This is a genomic window from Trueperaceae bacterium (genome assembly GCA_031581195.1).
Taxonomy (GTDB): Bacteria; Deinococcota; Deinococci; order Deinococcales; family Trueperaceae; genus SLSQ01.
Genome location: JAVLCF010000006.1, coordinates 21,692 through 37,659 on the forward strand (window position 1 = coordinate 21,692; position 15,968 = coordinate 37,659).

The window sequence follows — 15,968 nt, forward strand, 5'->3', positions numbered from 1 at the left end:
GGCCTCGGTCGTCATCCCTTCACCCCTCCGGAGGTCAGGCCCCCGACGAGGTACTTCTCGAACCAGAAGAACAGGATCATGATGGGGACCGTCACGACGACCGCGCCGGCCATGAGGTACTGGCGGGGGACCTCCTGCGAGTCGAGCGCCACCATGCCGCGCGAGAGGGTGAAGATCTCGGGGCTGTCGAGGAACATGAAGGCGAACAGGAACTCGTTCCAGGCGATCATGAACACGTACAGGCCGACCGAGGCGAGGGCGGGGAGCGACAGCGGCAGGGTGATGCGCCAGATGACCCCGAGGCGCGTCGAGCCGTCGATCATGCCGGCCTCCTCGAGGTCCTTGGGGAGCGTCTGGAAGTAGCTGCGGAGCATGTACAGCGCGACGGGGAGGGTGGTGGCGGGGTAGACGACCAGCAGGCCGGGGAGGGTGTCGCGCAGCCCCAGTTGGCTGAAGATCGCGTAGAGCGGGATGACGAGCACGATGGCGGGGAACATGTAGATCAGCAGGATCGAGCGCGACAGCCAGGCGCGCCCGGGGAAGCGGAGGCGCGTCACGGCGTACGCGCCGAGCACCGCGAGGGCGAGGGTGATCGCGACGGTGACGACGGCGACGAAGGTGCTGTTGAGGATGAAGCGCGCGAAGTCGAACGTGATCAGGACCTCGCGGTAGCCGACGAGGAGCTCCGTGAGCCCGCGGGAGACGTCGATCGCGAGGTTCGTCGGGTCGCGCAACAGCTCCGCCCGGGGCTTGAGCGACGAGGCGACCATGAACCAGAACGGCAGGACGACGATGGTGACGAAGAAGCCGAACCCCACGCCGCGCAGCCCGCGCAGCAGGACCCGTTCGCGGTCGTGCGGGTCGACGCGCACGAGGTCGATCTCGCGCAGCCCGTAGCGGGTGGTCTGGCCGATCAGGATCCACGTCACGACGGCGGCGGGGGCGCCCCAGAACGGGTGGGCGAGGTCGAGGGGCGCGCCGCCCGACGCCGCCGCCCACGCGAGCCCCACCGCCGCCCCGGCGGTCCAGGCGGCGGGCGCGGGCGTGTCCTTGCCGCGGCGGAGGGCGGCGAGGACGCCGCCGAGCGCGGCGCCCGACGCGAGCGCCCACCCGAGCGGTGCGGAGGCCGCCCCGGTGGTCGTGAGGGTCGTGAGGAGGCTCCAGGCGAGCACGAGGAGGGCGGCGGCGAAGGCGCCGACGAGGCTCGCGAGGGCGAAGCCGGCGGGTGAGGTGCGCATCATTCCCCCTCCGGAGCGAAGCGGAAGTAGAGGATCATGAAGGTGGCCAGGATGACGAAGAGGACGACGGCGACGGCGGCGCCGGCACCGAGGTCGGCGAGCGCGAACGCCTGGTCGTACACCTGGACGGTGAGGGTCTTGGTGCCGGCGGCGCCGCCGGTCAGCAGGAAGATGTCGTCGAACTTGTTGAACGTCCAGATGAAGCGCAGCAGGAACAGGGTCGAGAGGATGCCGACGAGCTGGGGCAGGGTGACGTACCAGAAGCGTTGCAGGGGGCTGGCGCCGTCGACGTCCGCCGCCTCGTACATGTCCTGCGGGATCGCCTGGAAGCGCGCGAGGATGAACAGGAAGGCGAAGGGGAAGTAGCGCCACGCCTCGAACAGGATGACGACCGTGAGCGCCATCGGGACGGCCAGTTCGAGGCCGAACAGGTCGACGGTCGCGGTGCGGCGACTGAGGAAATTCACCGCCTGCTCGACGAGGCCGTACTCCTTGAGGACGGCGTTGACGTTCCCCGAGAGCGGGTCGAGGAGGAACGCCCAGGCGAAGGCGGCGGCGATGACGGGGGCGACGTAGGGGAACAGGAACACGCCGCGCAGGACCCCCTTGCCGAGGAAGTCGGCGTGAAGGAGTTGGGCGGCGAACAGCCCCAGCAGGATCGAGCCGATCGTGCCGAAGACCGTGTACCAGAGGGTGACGCGCAGCGCCGGCCAGAAGTCGGGCGCGCCGATGACGCGACGGAAGTTGTCGAGCGTGAAGGTGGCGTCGGTGAGGACGTTCGGGGCGCGCCCGCGCATCTGGGGTCGGGTGGCGAGCGGGTCGGGGAAGCCGGCGTCGGCGTAGGCGGGCCCGGCCTCGAAGGTGAGGTCGAGGTTCTCGCGGTGGCCGCCCTCCCACGTCCCCAGGACGCAGGCGAGGTCGCGGCCGTCCTGCTCGCAGCGGGGGTCGTCGGTCGTCAGCGTCAGGCCGGCGGGGAGGGCGTCGAACAGGACGACGTCGCGGATGGCGACGTCGAGGGAGCTGCTGCGCATCTGGTAGCGCACGACGACGTCGCCGCCGACGGCGGTCGCTTCGCTGCGGAGGCGTTCGCGGACGATCGGTTCGGGGGGGCGCAGGTCGCCGAGCTCGACCGGTTTGAAGGCGATCCAGAAATTCGCGAGGACGGGGAAGAGGACGATCGCGAAGACGATCGCGAACGTCGGGGTGAGCATCAAATAGGCGAGTCGGGCTTCGCGGGCGGCGAGGGTTCCGCGCACGGGACGTCCTTCCTGGGGGGCCCGGGGGCCGGCCGTGCCGGCCCCCGGGGTGGGCGTCACTGCAGGGCGGCCACGCGGCTCTGCAAGCGTTCGACGGTCTCCTCGACGGTCGCTTCGCCGTCGAGGTAACTGCGGACGAGTTCGGCCATGACGCGGGTGCCGTAGAGGCGCGAGAGGAGCGCCCCTTCGCCCTGCGCGTACGCCCAGCGGTCGGCGACGGCGAGGCCGGCGACGATGTCGTTCACGACGTCCTCGCCGTACAGTTCCCCAAGCGAGGCGCGGCGGTCGACGCCGACGTCGAGTTCGCCCCAGCCGTCGACGAACGCCGTGGCGTCGGCGCTCGTGCCGTTGCGGACCGGGAACAGGCCTTCGGGCGCCATGGAGAGCCACTCGAGGTAGGCGTCGCCGTCGAGGATCCACTCGACGAACGCTTGCGCCGCTTCGGTGTCGGCGTCGACGGTGATGCCCCAGTTGGAGAGCGCCGCCCAGCTGGCGCCCTCGGGGTGGTCGGGGCCGGCGAGGTTGGTGACGATGCCGGTGACTTCGGCGAGCTCGGTGGTGGTGGGGTCGTCGCCGATCGTGACGGGGGCCGCGTCGCGGAGGCCGGCCATCTCGTCGAGGATGAACGGCGACCAGACGATCATGGCGGCGCGCCCGTCGAAGTACAGCTCGCGCGACTGTTGCCAGAAGAGGTTGCCGTCGGGGCTGGCGTCGGCGAGGGTCTTGTAGAACTCGAGCGCGTGGGTGGTGGCCTCCGCGTCGAGGCCGATGCTGCCGTCGTCGTTCACGAGCTGCACGCCGTTGGCGAGGAACAGGTGCTCGATGACCTGCATCGTGTAGTCGTTGTCGACGTCGGTGGCGGCGACGAAGCCGAAGGTGTTCGGGGGGTCGTGGAGCGCTTCGACGGCGGTTTCGATCGCGGCGTAGCTGGTGGGCGGCGCCAGGCCGGCCTCCTCGAAGAGGTCGGCGCGGTAGACGAGCAGCTGCGTCCAGCCGTCGCTGGGCACCGCGGCGTAGCCGTCGGGGGTGGCGTTGAGGCCGAGCAGGCCCTGCGCGAACGTGCTCTCCCCGAGGGCGTCGATGACCTCGCTGGCGGCGGTGACGTCGAGGATGCCGGCCTCGGCCCAGCCGATCGTCTGGCTGACCGGGTGGTAGATGAGGTCGGGCAGGTCGCCGGCGCTGAAGGCGGCGGTGATGCGCGTCGCGAGTTCGGACTCCTCGACGGGGATCACCTCGATCGCGGTGCCGGTCTGCGCCTCGAACTGCGCGGCGATGCTCTCCTGCACCTCCATGCGTTCGGGTTGGACCTGCGTGGTCCACATGCGCAGTTGCGCGAACGCCAAGCTGCCGATCAGGGCCAACGCGAGGGGGACGACGAGTCGTTTCACGGGCTTCCTCCTTCGTACCGTCGAGCCGCGGGGGCTCGGGGGCGTGTCCGAACCGCGCCGGTCTGCGCGGGTGTCGGCCTAGCGGGGCGGCGGGACCGTGGAGTCCCGCGGGACGAGGTCGGGCGTGACCGGCGCGGGGGGGCCCGCGCCGGCGTCGAAGAGGCGGGCGGCGGCGTCGCGCCCGAGGGCGCGTCCGGGCTGCCGGACGGTGGTGAGGGGCGGGTCGAGGTAGGCGCTCCAGGGGAGGTCGTCGAAGCCGACGACGGACAGGTCGTCGGGGAGGTGCAGGCCGCGTTCGCGGGCGGCGGCGTAGAAGCCGGCGGCGACCCGGTCGTTGGCGCACAGGACGGCGGTGGCGTCGCCGTCGGCGAGGAGGGTGGCGCCGGCGGCGCGGCCGCTTTCTTCGCTGAAGTCGGTGTCGACGACGCGGCGGACGCGCAGGCCGTGGCGGGGGGCGAGGGTGCGGAGGGCGGCGCGGCGTTCCGCGCCGTCGCGGCGCGGGCCGGCGAGGTGGGCGACGTCGCGGTGCCCGAGGGCGGCGAGGTGGGCCAGGGCGGCGTCGATGCCGGCGTGGTTGTCGATGCGGACCTCGGGGACGCCGCCGTCGCCGGGCGGGCGTTCCGCACCGACGTGCACGACCGGCGTGTCGCCGACCAGGTCGCGGAGGGGGGCGTCGTGCAGGTGGCTGCCGATCAGGACGAGGCCGTCGACGCGGCGGGCGACGAGCGTGGCGACGCGGCGCGCTTCGCGCGCCTCGTCGCGGTGGTCGGTCATGATCGTCGCGAGTTTGTCGTGGGCTTCGAGGACGTCCTCGACGCCGCGTGCGATGGCGGCGTTGAGGGGTCCGACGAGGTCGGGGACGAGGATGCCGACGACGTCGCTGCGGCCGGTGATGAGGCCGCGGGCGGCGGGGTTGGGGACGTAGCCGAGGTCGCGGATGGCGTCGCGCACCACGCGGGCGGTGGCGTCGGCGACGGCGCCGCCGTTGACGACGCGGGAGACCGTCGCCGTGGAGACGGCGGCGTGTCGAGCGACGTCGTGCAGGGTGGGGGGACGGTCGGGCATCGGCCTCCTGGCGCCCCGAAGCGGGACGACTGCAAACGTTTACATCTTGTCGATGGCTCCACTATGGCGCACGGCGAGCCGGAATGCAAGCGTTTTCAGCGGCCGGCGGGCGGGCGCCGCCCTCAGGCGTCGCGCACGACGTCGTGGAGGACGACGACGAGGACGACGCCCGCGTGGACGTCGACGCGGGTCCCGTCGCCCTCCGCGACGTTCGACACCCCGCGCCCCACGCCGCGCGGGAGGGCGGCCGCGTCCAGCGGGTAGGCGGCGCCGCCCACGCTCACGCGGGCGACGTCGCCGAACCCCACCAGACTGAACGTCGTCCCCGCCGGCAGCGGCAGGTCCAGCGCGCCGCCGGCCGCGACCGGATGGACGTCCTGCAGGCCGTCCAGGAGCGCGAGCGCCTCGCCGCGCTCCGCGCGGCGCGCGGCGATCTGCGCCGCCGCCAGCGACTGGTCGAGCCGCCCCCCGAACGCCCCCACGACGAGGGTACGCGTCGCCCCCCGCGCCCGCGCGGCGTCGAGCGCCAACTCCAGGTCGAGGACGTCCTTGTCGGCGGGGGCCGCCTCGACCGCGAGGCCGGGCCAGGCCGCCCGGTCGGCTTCGCGCACCGAATCGAGGTCGCCGACCAGCCGGTCGGGCGTCACGCCCAACGCCGCGGCGTGCCGGAGGCCGCCGTCCGCCGCGATCACGAGGGTCGCGTCGCGCACCGCCGCGCGCAGGCGGGCGGTGGCGTGCACCGCCCCGCCCGCCAGCACCAGCGCCGTCACGCGTCGTCCTCGAGCGGCGTCCAGGCGTCGTCGGGCACCCGCAGCGACAGCGCCTCCCCGACGCCGGGGACGTCGCTAGGCAGTTCCCGGGGGCGGGCCACCCAGCGCAGCGTGGCGCCCCAGTCGGGGGCCTCCAGGTCGAAGGCGACCTCGGCCCCGAGCCGCACGACCCGCGCGACGGAGAACGGCCGCCCGTCCGGGTCGGGCGTCCACCGCTCGGTGCGCAGCAGCACCGGCCCGCCGAACCCGAGGCGACGACCCACGTCGGCCGGCAGCACCTCCCGGAGGCCCAGGAAGCGCGCCGTCCAGACGTCGCCGGGCGCGTCGAGCAGCGCGTCCGGGGTCGCCACCCGGCGGATGCGGCCGGCCCGCATGAGCGCCACGACGTCCCCGAGCGCGAACGCCTCCCGCTGGTCGTGCGTGACGTACACCGCCCGCAGGTCGAGGGACCCGAGCAGGTCCCGGAGCTCCGTCTCGAGGTCCGCCCGCAACGCCCGGTCGAGGTTGCTGAGCGGTTCGTCGAGCAGCAGCGTTCGCGGGTGCGGCGCAAGCGCTCGCGCCAACGCGACGCGTTGCCGTTGCCCGCCCGACAGCTCGTGCGGGCGGCGCGCCTCGGCGCCGGCGAGACCGACGCGCTCCAAGAGCTCCGCGACGCGGGCGCGGCGCGCGGCGCGCGACCAGCCGGCCTCGACGAGCGCGAAGGCGACGTTGCCCGCGACGTCGAGGTGCGGGAACAACGCGAAATCCTGGAACACCATCCCCACCCCCCGCCGTTGCGCCGGGATGGGCGCCAGGTCGCGCCCCGCGAGCGTCACGCGGCCCGCGTCGGGCGGTTCGAGGCCGGCGAGGATCCGCAGCAACGTCGATTTCCCGCAGCCCGACGGGCCGAGGAGCGCCACCGTCGCGCCGGCCGGCACGTCCAGGTCGACGCCGTCGAGGGCCCGCACGGCGCCGTAGCGGCGGACGACGCCGCGGACCGCGAGGACGTCGTCGTCGGCCGGCGCCGCGCTCACCACTCCCCCTGCCCGCCGAGCCGGTCGAGGAGCGCCATCACGAGACCGGTCGCGAGCATCAGGGTCACCGCCATCGCCATCGCCGCAGCATGGTTCTCCGCGCCGGGCCGCCCCAACCGCTGGTAGATCGCCACCGGCAACGTCGCCCACTCCGGACGCGTCAGCACGAGCGCCGCGCCGAACTCCCCGAGCGACACCGCGGCGGCGAACCCGCCGCCCGCCACGAGGGCGGGACGTAGGGCGGGCAGGTCGACGCGCACGAGGCGTCTCCACGGTCCCGCCCCGGCGACCGCCGCCGCCGCGCTGCGCGACGCCGGGATCCCGCGGAGCGAGGGCAGCAGCGCCCGCGCGACGAACGGCATGCCGATCAGCGCGTGCGCCGCCGCCAACCCCCCGAAGGTGCCGGCCCACGCCGGCCAGGCGAGGAGGATGCCGAGGCCCAGCGTGACGCTGCTCGTCGCGAGCGGTAGGAGGCTCGCCCGGTCGAGCCACCGGTGGCCGCCCCGCACGACGGCGTACGCGAAGGCGGTCCCGGCCGCCGTCGCGAGCAGCGCGGAGGCCCCCGCGAAACGCAGCGACGTCCACGTCGCCTGCGCGCCGGAGGCGACCCCGAGCAGGTCGCTGGGGGCGAACGCGGCGCGCCACCCGAGCGCGGTGGGGCCGTCCGCGCCGGGCGGCACGACGCTGCGCCACGCCAACGCCGCGAGCGGCGCGAGGGTCAGCAGCAACGGCGGCGTCAACGTCGCGGCGAGCGCGAGCGTCCCCCCGCGCCCGGGGCGCGGCAGCGGTGCCCCGCCGCGCAGGGGGACGGCGGTGCGCGCCTGCAGCGCCGCGTAGCCGCCGGCGACCGCCATCGCGACGACCAGCTGCAGGGCGGCGAGGGTGGCGGCGACGTCGAGCTGGAGGGTGCGCGCGACGCTGCGGTACACCTCCACCTCGAGGGTGTTCCAGGCGCCCCCCGGCGCCAGCAGAAGGATCACGCCGAAGCTGGTGAAGGTGAAGACGAACACGAGGGCGGCGGCGGCGAGGATCGCCGGGGCCGCCAGCGGCAGCGTGACGCGCCACGCGGTCCGGAGCGGCCCCGCGCCGAGCGTGGCGGCGGCGTCGCGCAGGCGCGGGGCGGCCGCCTCGAGGAAGCCGCCGACCAGGCGCACGACGATCGCGTGGTTGTAGAACACGTGCGCGAGCAGCACCAGGCCCAGCGTGTCCAGCCCGTCGATCCCCAGCGCGCCGCCCGGCCCCAGGAGCGCCAGGAAGGCGGCGCCGGCCACGACGGTGGGCATGACGAACGGCACCGTGAAGGCGGCGCGCAGCAGCGCCTTGCCGGGAAAGCGGTAGCGGGCGAAGACGAGGGCGGCGGGGAGGCCCGACGCCAGCGTGAGGGCGGTCGAGAGCGTCGCCTGCGCGAGGGTGCGCCCCAGCCGCTCGCGGAAGAACGGGTCGCCGGCCACGTCCGCGAGGGCCGCGAACGGCGCGTCGGCGAGGCCGCGCTGCAGGATCGCGGCGAGCGGCACGAGGAGGAGGACGGCAAGGAACGCCGTCGCCAGGAGCGCCGCGACGCTCGCCGGTCCGAACGGTCCGCGGCCGTTCACGCCGCCTCCCCGCCTCCGGGACGTGCGTCCCGGAGGCGTGGGTAGGATGCCGCGTGCTCGCCTCGATCGCCGTGCTGATCGACGTCGTCCTGCCCGTCTTCACGGTGGTCGCCCTCGGGGCGCTCGCCGGCCGGTGGCTGCGGATCGACGTCCCGTCCCTCAACCGCACGAGCCTGTACGTCCTGCTTCCGTTCCTGGCGTTCCGCGCGATGGCGGGCCTCGACCCGGGCGAGATCGCCGTGGCGCGATTGGTGCTCGGCTTCGCGACGTTCGCCGCGGCGATCGCTGCCATCGCCTGGACCCTCGGGGCGCGCCTCGACGGGCCGGCCCGGCGCGCGTTGGCGGGCACGTCGATGCTCGGCAACGGCGCGAACGTCAACCTCTCCGTCGCGTTGTTCGCGTTCGGCGAGGCGGGCCTCGACCGCGCCGTCGTCCTGTACGTCGCGACCGCCCTGCTGATGTACACCCTCGGGCCGGTGTTGTTCGGCGCGGCCCGCACCCCGGCGCAGGTGCTGCGGACCGTCGCGGGGTTCCCGGTGTTGTGGGCGGCGCTCGCGGGCCTGGTCGTCCACCGGACCGGCGTCGCGTTGCCGCTCCCCGCGACCCGGGTCGTGGAGCTCGTCGCCGACGCCGCGATCCCGGTGATGCTGCTGATCCTGGGGTTGCAGCTGGTGAAGACCGGCCGCTGGCGCCCCACGAAGCGCGTGTGGGGCGCCGTCACCCTGAAGATGATTCTGGCGCCCGCCCTCGGGACCGCCGCCGGCCTGCTCGTGGGGTTGACCGGGCTCGACCTCGCGGCGCTCGTCCTGCTGAGCGCCATGCCGACCGCCGTCAACACGCTCGTCATGACGGTGGAGTTCGGCGGGGACCCCGCGCCGGTCGGGGAGACCGTCGCGATCACGACCGCCGCGTCGCTCGTGACGCTGCCGATCGTGCTGACGCTGCTGCGTCCCCTGCTCTAGGGCGGCGGACCGGCGCGTCAGCGCACCTCGTCCGGGGCGCGCCCGCGCTGCACGACCTGGGTCCACTGCTCCAGCCAGCGGGCCTGGTTCGCTTCGATGCGGGCCGCGTCGAGCGACGCGACGGCCGCCTCGGGCGGCGCGGGCGCGTACGCCTCGAAGGCGTCGGGCAGCGGCACGTCGTCGCGGGCGGGGTAGACGAACATCGCTTCGGGGACCGCCGCCTGCGTCGCGGGCGCCAGCAGGAAGTCGACGACGCGCGCGGCGGCGTCCTCGTCGCCGCCCGCGAGGACGCCGGCCGCTTCGATCTGCCGCCACGCGCAGGCGTCGCAGTGGAGGCTGCCGGTCGGGGCGACGTCGAGCGGCGTCTCGGCGAACAGCACCTCCGCCGCGGGGCTGGTGGCGTACGAGAGGACGACCGGGCGGTCGCCGCCGTAGCGGGTGAAGGCGGTGTAGTAGGCGTCCGACCAGCCGGACGTGACGCGCACGTCCGCGTCGCGCAGGTCCGCCCAGTAGTCCAACCAGTCGTACGCGCCGCCCTCCCCGAACCGAGCGATCGTGGTGAGCAGGAACGCCAGGCCGGGGCTCGACGTCGCGGGGTCGGTGACGACCGTCGCGCCGGCGTAGGCGGGCGTCGTCAGGTCGCGCAGGTCGCTGGGGACCGCGAGGCCGCGCGCCTCGAGCGCGGCGAGGTCGTAGTTGAGGGTGACGTACCCGACGGTGACCGGCGTGAGGCGGTCGCCGGCGAAGCGCAGGGCGTCGGGCACGGCGTCGAGGGCGTCGGGGGCGTACGGCGCGAACAGGTCGCGGGCGCCTTCGCGGGCGATCAACGCGTCGTCGATCCCGAACAGCGCGTCGGCGATCGGGCGGCCGGACGTGAGCAGCGCCCGGTTGACCATCGCGCCGGCGTCCCCGCCGGACACCAGGCGCAGGTCGAGGCCGGTCTCCGCCTCGAACGCCGCGACGCGCGCCTCGGGCAGCGTGAACGAGTCGTGCGTCACGAGGGTGACCTCCTGCGCGGCGGCGGACGACGCCGCCGCGACGGCGCACAGGAGGGCGGCGGCCAGGGCGCGCCGGGCCGCGCGGAGCGGGTGGGGGGTGGGGTGAGGCATGGGTCTCCCTTCCGGTCACCAGGGAAGGGAATCGGTCACGCTTCCTACGCCCGTCCGAGCGGGGTCAGGTTCCGAGGGTGTGATCTCAGCCCGCGTCGCGGGCACCCCTGGTGACGGGGGAAGTGTAGCGCGCCGGCGGGGGGGTGGGGCGTGACGCGGGTCGCGCCGCGCCGTTCAGTCGCCGGGGGCCGGCTGCGGCGCGGCGGTGGGGCGGAGCCGCACCGCGATCGCGATGGTGGCGAGGAACATCGCGGCGGCGGCGACGAACACCGCGCGGTAGCCGACCTCCCCGCCCCCCAACGCCGCCGCCAGGCCGACGCCGACGAGCGGCGCGACGGCGCGGCTGGCGGCGATCACGGCGTTGTCGAGCCCGAACGCCGAGCCCACCTCCGTCTGCTCCGTCACGACGTTCAGCAGCGCCGACAGCGACGGCATCACCCCGCCGATCGCGACGCCGGCCACGGCGTTGAGGAGCAGCAGCTGCGCGGGCGTCGCGACGAACGCCATCGGGAGGTAGCTGGCGGCGGCGACGGCGCTGGAGCCGATCAGGACGGTGCGGTGGCCGATCCGATCGCCGAGCCGCCCGAGGCCGAACGCCGAGAGGGTGCTGGTGGCCGACGCGACGCCGATCACCAACCCCGTGAAGGTCGCGGTGCGGCCGTCGCCGGCCAGCAGCAGCGGCACGAACAACGGCAGGATGGGGACCAGCACGCCGCGCGCCAGCCACGCGAAGAAACGCGCGGCGAAGGTGCCCTGCACGCCGGGGGTGGCGAGGATGTGCCGCCAGTCGGCGAGGAAGCCGGTGAACGGCCGCATGGTGGCGGGCCGCTCGAACGCTTCGCGGACCCCGACCTGCACCAGGATCCCCCCGAGCAGCAGCAGGGCGGCGGTGACGACGTGCGCGGCGCGGTAGCCGAAGGCGTCCGCCATCAGGCCGCCCAGGAGCGGCCCGAGCGCCACGCCGCTCATCAGGGACGTCTGCAGCGCCCCGAGGGCGAAGCCGGAGCGTTCGCGCGGCGCTTGCGAGGCGACGAGGGCGTTGGCGGCGCTGATGACGCCGGTCAGGACGCCCTGCACCATGCGAAGCAGCACGAGTTCCTCGGCGCTGCGCGCGAACGCCATCAGGAAGATGACCGCCGCGCCGCCGAACATCGCGCGTTGGACCATCGGTTTGCGTCCGAACCGGTCCGACACCGCGCCCCAGAAGGGGGAGGCGATCATCATCGTGATCGCCTGGCCGCTGAACACCGCGCCGGCGAGGAAGGTGAGGTTCAGCCCCCAGGACGAACCGAGCTCGTGCACGTAGTTCGGGAGGAACGGGAAGATCGTCGAGAAGCCGACGGCGGCCAGGAGCTGCGCGACGAACATGACCGCCAGCACCCGCCGCCAGTCGCTGGCCGGGGGGCCGGACGGGGCGGGGGTGGGGGGGTTCGCGGCGCGCACCCGCGCATCCTACCGACTCGCGCCGGAGCGGCCCGGCGGCGCGGCGCACGCGACGCGGGGGCGCGCCACCCGCGATACCCTGACCGCATGGCGACCTCGCACGTGTTCTTCCTCGCGCCCGTCGGCCCCGGAGCGGGCCTCACGACGGTCGCGATGGGCCTCGTCCGCGCCCTCGACCGGAGCGGCCTGCGGGTGGGCTTCCACAAACCGATTCGACAGCCCGGCGGCGACGAGGGGACCGGCGACGGCGGCGGCCCGGAGCGCTCGGGGCACTTCGTGAGCGAGACGAGCGACGTGCTGGCGGTCCCGGCCCTGCCGTGGGCGCACGCCGAGGAACGGCTCGGGGCGGGCCAGGAGGGCACCCTCCTCGAGGAGATCGTCGGGCGGGCGCAGGAGGTGTCGGCGGACGCGGAGATCGACGTGTGGATCGTCGAGGGGCTCGTCGCGACCGCCGACCACCCCGAGCTCGACACCCTGAACGAGGCGGTCGCGACGGCGTTCGACGCGGAGGTCCTGTTCGTGGGGGCGTTGGCGGACGGCACCCCGGAGGCGTTCTCGGAGCGCCTCGAGGCGCTCGCGCAGACGTACGGGGGGGCGGCGGACCCGCGGACGTTGGGGGTCGTCGTGAACAAGCTGGGGGCGCCGCCCGAGCGGTTCGGGGCGGCGTTGGCGGCCGCGCGCACCCCGACGGAGGTGCCGACGGCGGCCGACCTGCGCGCCCGCATGGCGGTCCTGGGGCCGTCGTTTCGGCTGCTCGGGACGGTGCCGTGGGACCCGGCGCTCGTGTCGCCGCGGACGCTGGACGTCGCGCGGCAGTTGGACGCGACGATCTGGAACGCCGGCGCGATGGACCGCCTGCGCGTCGCGGACGTCGCGGTGGTCGCGCGGACGGTGGCGAACATGACGCACCGGTTGCAGCCGGGCACGTTGATCATCACGCCCGGCGACCGCGACGACGTCGTGCTGGCCGTCGCGATGGCGGCCCGCAACGGCGTGCCGCTGGCGGGGTTGGTGTTGACGGGCGGGATCGAGCCGGACCCGCGCATCGCCGCCCTCGCGGAGACGGCGTTGCGGGGGGACCTGCCGGTCCTGACCGTGCCCGAGGACAGCTACGTCAGTGCGGCGCGGGCGGCGGCGATCGACCTCGAGGTGCCCGCCGACGACCTCGACCGGATCGAGCGGGTGATGGACGGCGTGGCGTCGGCGTTGGACGTCGAGGCGTTCGCCGAGCGGATCGCGACCGACCGCGAACCGCGCCTCTCGCCGCCCGCCTTCATGCACCGCCTCGTGACCGAGGCGCGCGCGGCGAACGCGCGCATCGTGCTGCCGGAGGGGGACGAACCGCGGACGGTGGAGGCCGCCGTCCGTGCCTTCGAGCGGGGCATCGCCCGCCCGGTGTTGCTCGCGACGCGCGAGGCGGTCGAGCGGGTCGCCGCGGCGCGCGGGCTGACGCTGCCCGACGGGGTCGAGGTGATCGAACCGACGGCGCACCGGCGGGAGCGCTACGTCCCGGCGATGGTGGCGCTGCGGGCGCACAAGGGCGTGACGGAGCCCATCGCGCGGGAGCAGCTGCTCGACGACGTGGTGCTGGGCACGATGATGCTGGCGGAGGGGGAGGTCGACGGGCTCGTGTCGGGCGCGGTGCACACGACCGCGTCGACGGTGCGGCCGGCGATGCAGTTGATCAAGACCACGCCGGAGGCGAAGTTGGTGAGTTCGGTGTTCTTCATGGCGCTCCCCAGTCAGGTGCTGGTGTACGGCGATTGCGCCATCAACCCCGACCCGAACGCCGAGGAGTTGGCCGACATCGCGATCCAGTCGGCGGACAGCGCGGCGTTCTTCGGGATCGAGCCGCGCGTCGCGATGGTGTCGTACTCGACCGGCGATTCGGGGGAGGGCAGCGACGTCGAGAAGGTCCGCGCGGCGACGGCGCGGGTGCGGGAGCTGCGGCCGGACCTGATCGTGGACGGTCCGCTGCAGTACGACGCGGCGTCGGTCGCGTCGGTCGCGGCGTCGAAGGCGCCGGGCAGCCCCGTCGCGGGCCGCGCGACGGTGTTGATCTTCCCCGACCTGAACACGGGGAACACGACGTACAAGGCGGTGCAGCGCAGCGCCGGGGTCGTGTCGATCGGGCCGATGCTGCAGGGGTTGCGGCGGCCGGTGAACGACCTCTCGCGCGGGGCGTTGGTGGACGACGTGATCTACACGATCGCGTTGACCGCCATCCAGGCGCGGCAGGCGGCCGAGCGGGCCGCGGCCGGGTAGCGGCGTGGACGCCGACCTGCTCGCGACGTTGTCGTTCCCGCGGGTGCGTGCCGCGCTGGCGGACCGCGCCGCCACCCGCTTCGGGAGGGAGGCCGCCGAGGCGCTCGCGCCGTGCGACGACCCCGCGGTCGCCGCGGCGCGGCTGGATCGCGTCGCGGAGATCCAGGCGCTCGGGGAGCTGCCGTTGGGCGGGATCGAGGACGTCCGCGAGGCGGTGGACGCCGCCCGGGACGGGCGGATGCTGGAGGGGGACGTGATCGTGCAGGTGGCGTACACCCTCGACGCGGTGGAGCACCTGCGGCGGGCGGCGGCGCAGCGGGAGCAGCCGCAGCTCGGGGCGGTGGCGGCCGGCATGGGAATGTTCGACGGGTGGTTGCGGACGGTGCGCGAGCAGGTGGACGGCGAGGGGCGCGTGCGGGACGACGCCACCCCGAAACTGCGCGACGTGCGGCGGCGCTTGCGGCCGCTTCGCGGCCGCATCCGCAGTGCGCTGGAGGCGCTGCTGGAGCGGCACGCGAGCGCGGTGCAGGATCCGATCGTGACGTTGCGGCGGGACCGCTACGTCATCCCGATCCGCGCCGAGGCGCAGGGGCAGGTGCCGGGCATCGCGGTCGACGCCAGCGATTCGGGGAAGACGGTGTTCGTCGAGCCGCAGTCGGTGGTGGCGATGAACAACGAGTTGGCGTTGTTGATGGTCGAGGAGCGCGACGAGGTCCGAAGGATCCTGTTCGAGCTCGGTCGGGCGTTGGCGGCGCATCCGGACCTCGACGCGACGTTCGAGGCGGTCGCGACGCTCGACGTGGCGTCGGCGACGGCGCGGTTGGCGGAGGATTGGGGGCTCGTGCGGGCGGAGGCCGGCGAGGACGGGCGGCTGGAGCTGCCCGCCGCCCGCCACCCGTTGGTGGAGGGGTGCGTCGCGAACGACGTCGCGCTGGACGAGGCGCGGCGCCTGATGGTGATCACGGGCCCGAACGCGGGCGGGAAGACGGTGCTGCTCAAGACGCTGGGGGTGGCGGTCGCGATGGCGCAGGCGGGCCTCCCGGTGGCGGCGGGGGTCGAGGGGCGCCCGCCGCGGCTGCCGTGGTTCGCGCGGGTGCGGGCGGACATCGGCGACGAACAGTCGATCGAGGCGTCGTTGTCGACGTACGCGGGGCACCTGACGCGGCTCGGCGTGATCCTGGCGGAGGCGGACGCGGAGACGTTGGTGTTGATCGACGAGTTGGGGTCGGGCACCGATCCCGACGAGGGGGCGTCGCTGTCGCAGGCGATCCTGGAGCGGGTGGTGGCGTCGGGCGCGAAGGGGTTGGTGACGACGCACCTGGCGCCGCTCAAGGTGTTCGCGTCGGACGCGGCGGGGCTCCGCAACGCCGCGATGCGGTTCGACGTCGACGCGCTCGCGCCGACCTTCGAGCTGGTGGTCGGGCAGCCGGGCCGCAGTTACGCGCTGGCGATCGCGGAGCGTTTGGGCCTCCCCGACGCGGTGTTGGCGCGCGCGGCGGCGTTGTTGGGGCCGGAGGGGGGGCGCCTCGAGCGGCTGCTGGAGGCGCTGGAGGACCAGCGCGAATCGCTCGCGGCATCCCGCGCGGAGGCGGAGCGCGACGCGGCGGCGGCGCGGGAGCGCGCGGGCGAGCTGGAGGCGGAGATCGCGCGGTTGCGGGCGCGCGAGGACGAGCTGTTGGCGGAGGCGGCGGCGAAGGCGGAGGCGCAACTGCAGGCGACGCTGCAACGCGCGACGCGGCTCGGGAAGACCGCGGCGACCGACGCGGGGGGTGGGCGGTCGCAGGCGCTCGAGGAGATCCGGGCGTTGCGGCGCGAAGCGCGCCGCGACGCGCCGCGGCTCGCGCTCTTCGACCGGGGTGGGCGGCGG

12 protein-coding genes and 1 riboswitch are annotated in these 15,968 nt (G+C 74.7%); of the genes, 3 read left to right on the forward strand and 9 right to left on the reverse strand.

The genetic code is table 11. The annotated features are described in order from the left end of the window. Positions 1 to 11: 11 nt before the first annotated feature. The 7 genes from RI554_01250 to RI554_01280 all read right to left on the reverse strand — a co-directional run bounded on the left by RI554_01250 (position 12) and on the right by RI554_01280 (position 8,322). Positions 12 to 1,241 (reverse strand): carbohydrate ABC transporter permease, encoded by a 1,230-nt coding sequence (locus RI554_01250; protein MDR9390636.1) that lies wholly within the window; start codon positions 1,239 to 1,241, stop codon positions 12 to 14. Continuing rightward, positions 1,238 to 2,494 (reverse strand): sugar ABC transporter permease, encoded by a 1,257-nt coding sequence (locus RI554_01255; protein ID MDR9390637.1) that lies wholly within the window; start codon positions 2,492 to 2,494, stop codon positions 1,238 to 1,240. Before RI554_01255 ends, RI554_01250 begins: the two co-directional genes overlap by 4 nt. Positions 2,495 to 2,550: 56 nt before the next feature. Next, the gene (locus tag RI554_01260) at positions 2,551 to 3,882 is read right to left on the reverse strand and encodes an extracellular solute-binding protein (protein ID MDR9390638.1); all 1,332 of its coding nucleotides are present in this window, start codon (positions 3,880 to 3,882) and stop codon (positions 2,551 to 2,553) included. A gap of 78 nt (positions 3,883 to 3,960) precedes the next feature. Next, positions 3,961 to 4,947: a LacI family DNA-binding transcriptional regulator gene (locus RI554_01265; protein MDR9390639.1), complete on the reverse strand. Its 987-nt coding sequence runs from the start codon at positions 4,945 to 4,947 to the stop codon at positions 3,961 to 3,963. A 122-nt stretch (positions 4,948 to 5,069) separates the two neighbouring features. Then, positions 5,070 to 5,717: a thiamine diphosphokinase gene (locus tag RI554_01270; GenBank protein ID MDR9390640.1), complete on the reverse strand. Its 648-nt coding sequence runs from the start codon at positions 5,715 to 5,717 to the stop codon at positions 5,070 to 5,072. Further along, the gene (locus tag RI554_01275; protein ID MDR9390641.1) at positions 5,714 to 6,730 is read right to left on the reverse strand and encodes an ABC transporter ATP-binding protein; all 1,017 of its coding nucleotides are present in this window, start codon (positions 6,728 to 6,730) and stop codon (positions 5,714 to 5,716) included. Before RI554_01275 ends, RI554_01270 begins: the two co-directional genes overlap by 4 nt. After that, positions 6,727 to 8,322 (reverse strand): iron ABC transporter permease, encoded by a 1,596-nt coding sequence (locus RI554_01280; GenBank protein ID MDR9390642.1) that lies wholly within the window; start codon positions 8,320 to 8,322, stop codon positions 6,727 to 6,729. Before RI554_01280 ends, RI554_01275 begins: the two co-directional genes overlap by 4 nt. Before the next feature lie 53 nt (positions 8,323 to 8,375). Here RI554_01280 and RI554_01285 point away from each other — a divergent pair, with 53 nt between their 5' ends. Next, the gene (locus tag RI554_01285) at positions 8,376 to 9,284 is read left to right on the forward strand and encodes an AEC family transporter (protein MDR9390643.1); all 909 of its coding nucleotides are present in this window, start codon (positions 8,376 to 8,378) and stop codon (positions 9,282 to 9,284) included. Positions 9,285 to 9,301: 17 nt separating this feature from the next. Here RI554_01285 and RI554_01290 read toward each other — a convergent pair whose 3' ends face one another. Both RI554_01290 and RI554_01295 read right to left on the reverse strand, forming a co-directional pair. Beyond that, positions 9,302 to 10,393 carry a thiamine ABC transporter substrate-binding protein gene (locus RI554_01290; GenBank protein ID MDR9390644.1) on the reverse strand — a complete coding sequence of 364 codons (1,092 nt, stop codon included), beginning with the start codon at positions 10,391 to 10,393 and terminating at the stop codon, positions 9,302 to 9,304. 23 nt (positions 10,394 to 10,416) lie between these two features. Then, a riboswitch (TPP riboswitch) is annotated at positions 10,417 to 10,512 on the reverse strand. Positions 10,513 to 10,567: 55 nt separating this feature from the next. Beyond that, entirely contained in the window at positions 10,568 to 11,836 is a 1,269-nt protein-coding gene (locus tag RI554_01295) for an MFS transporter (GenBank protein ID MDR9390645.1), read from the reverse strand. Positions 11,837 to 11,923: 87 nt separating this feature from the next. On the opposite strand from RI554_01295, the gene pta reads away from it, so the two are divergent. Beyond that, positions 11,924 to 14,101 (forward strand): phosphate acetyltransferase, encoded by a 2,178-nt coding sequence (gene pta, locus RI554_01300; protein MDR9390646.1) that lies wholly within the window; start codon positions 11,924 to 11,926, stop codon positions 14,099 to 14,101. A gap of 4 nt (positions 14,102 to 14,105) precedes the next feature. Continuing rightward, on the forward strand, positions 14,106 to 15,968 hold a 1,863-nt coding region (locus RI554_01305), incomplete at its 3' end, for an endonuclease MutS2 (protein MDR9390647.1).

What these genes read in the sequence shown, in the direction of transcription:
- RI554_01250 (MDR9390636.1), bottom strand. Translation starts at nt 1,241, where the DNA reads ATGATGCGCACCTCACCCGCCGGCTTCGCCCTCGCGAGCCTCGTCGGC.
- RI554_01265 (MDR9390639.1), bottom strand. Translation starts at nt 4,947, where the DNA reads ATGCCCGACCGTCCCCCCACCCTGCACGACGTCGCTCGACACGCCGCC.
- RI554_01290 (MDR9390644.1), bottom strand. Translation starts at nt 10,393, where the DNA reads ATGCCTCACCCCACCCCCCACCCGCTCCGCGCGGCCCGGCGCGCCCTG.
- pta (MDR9390646.1), top strand. Translation starts at nt 11,924, where the DNA reads ATGGCGACCTCGCACGTGTTCTTCCTCGCGCCCGTCGGCCCCGGAGCG.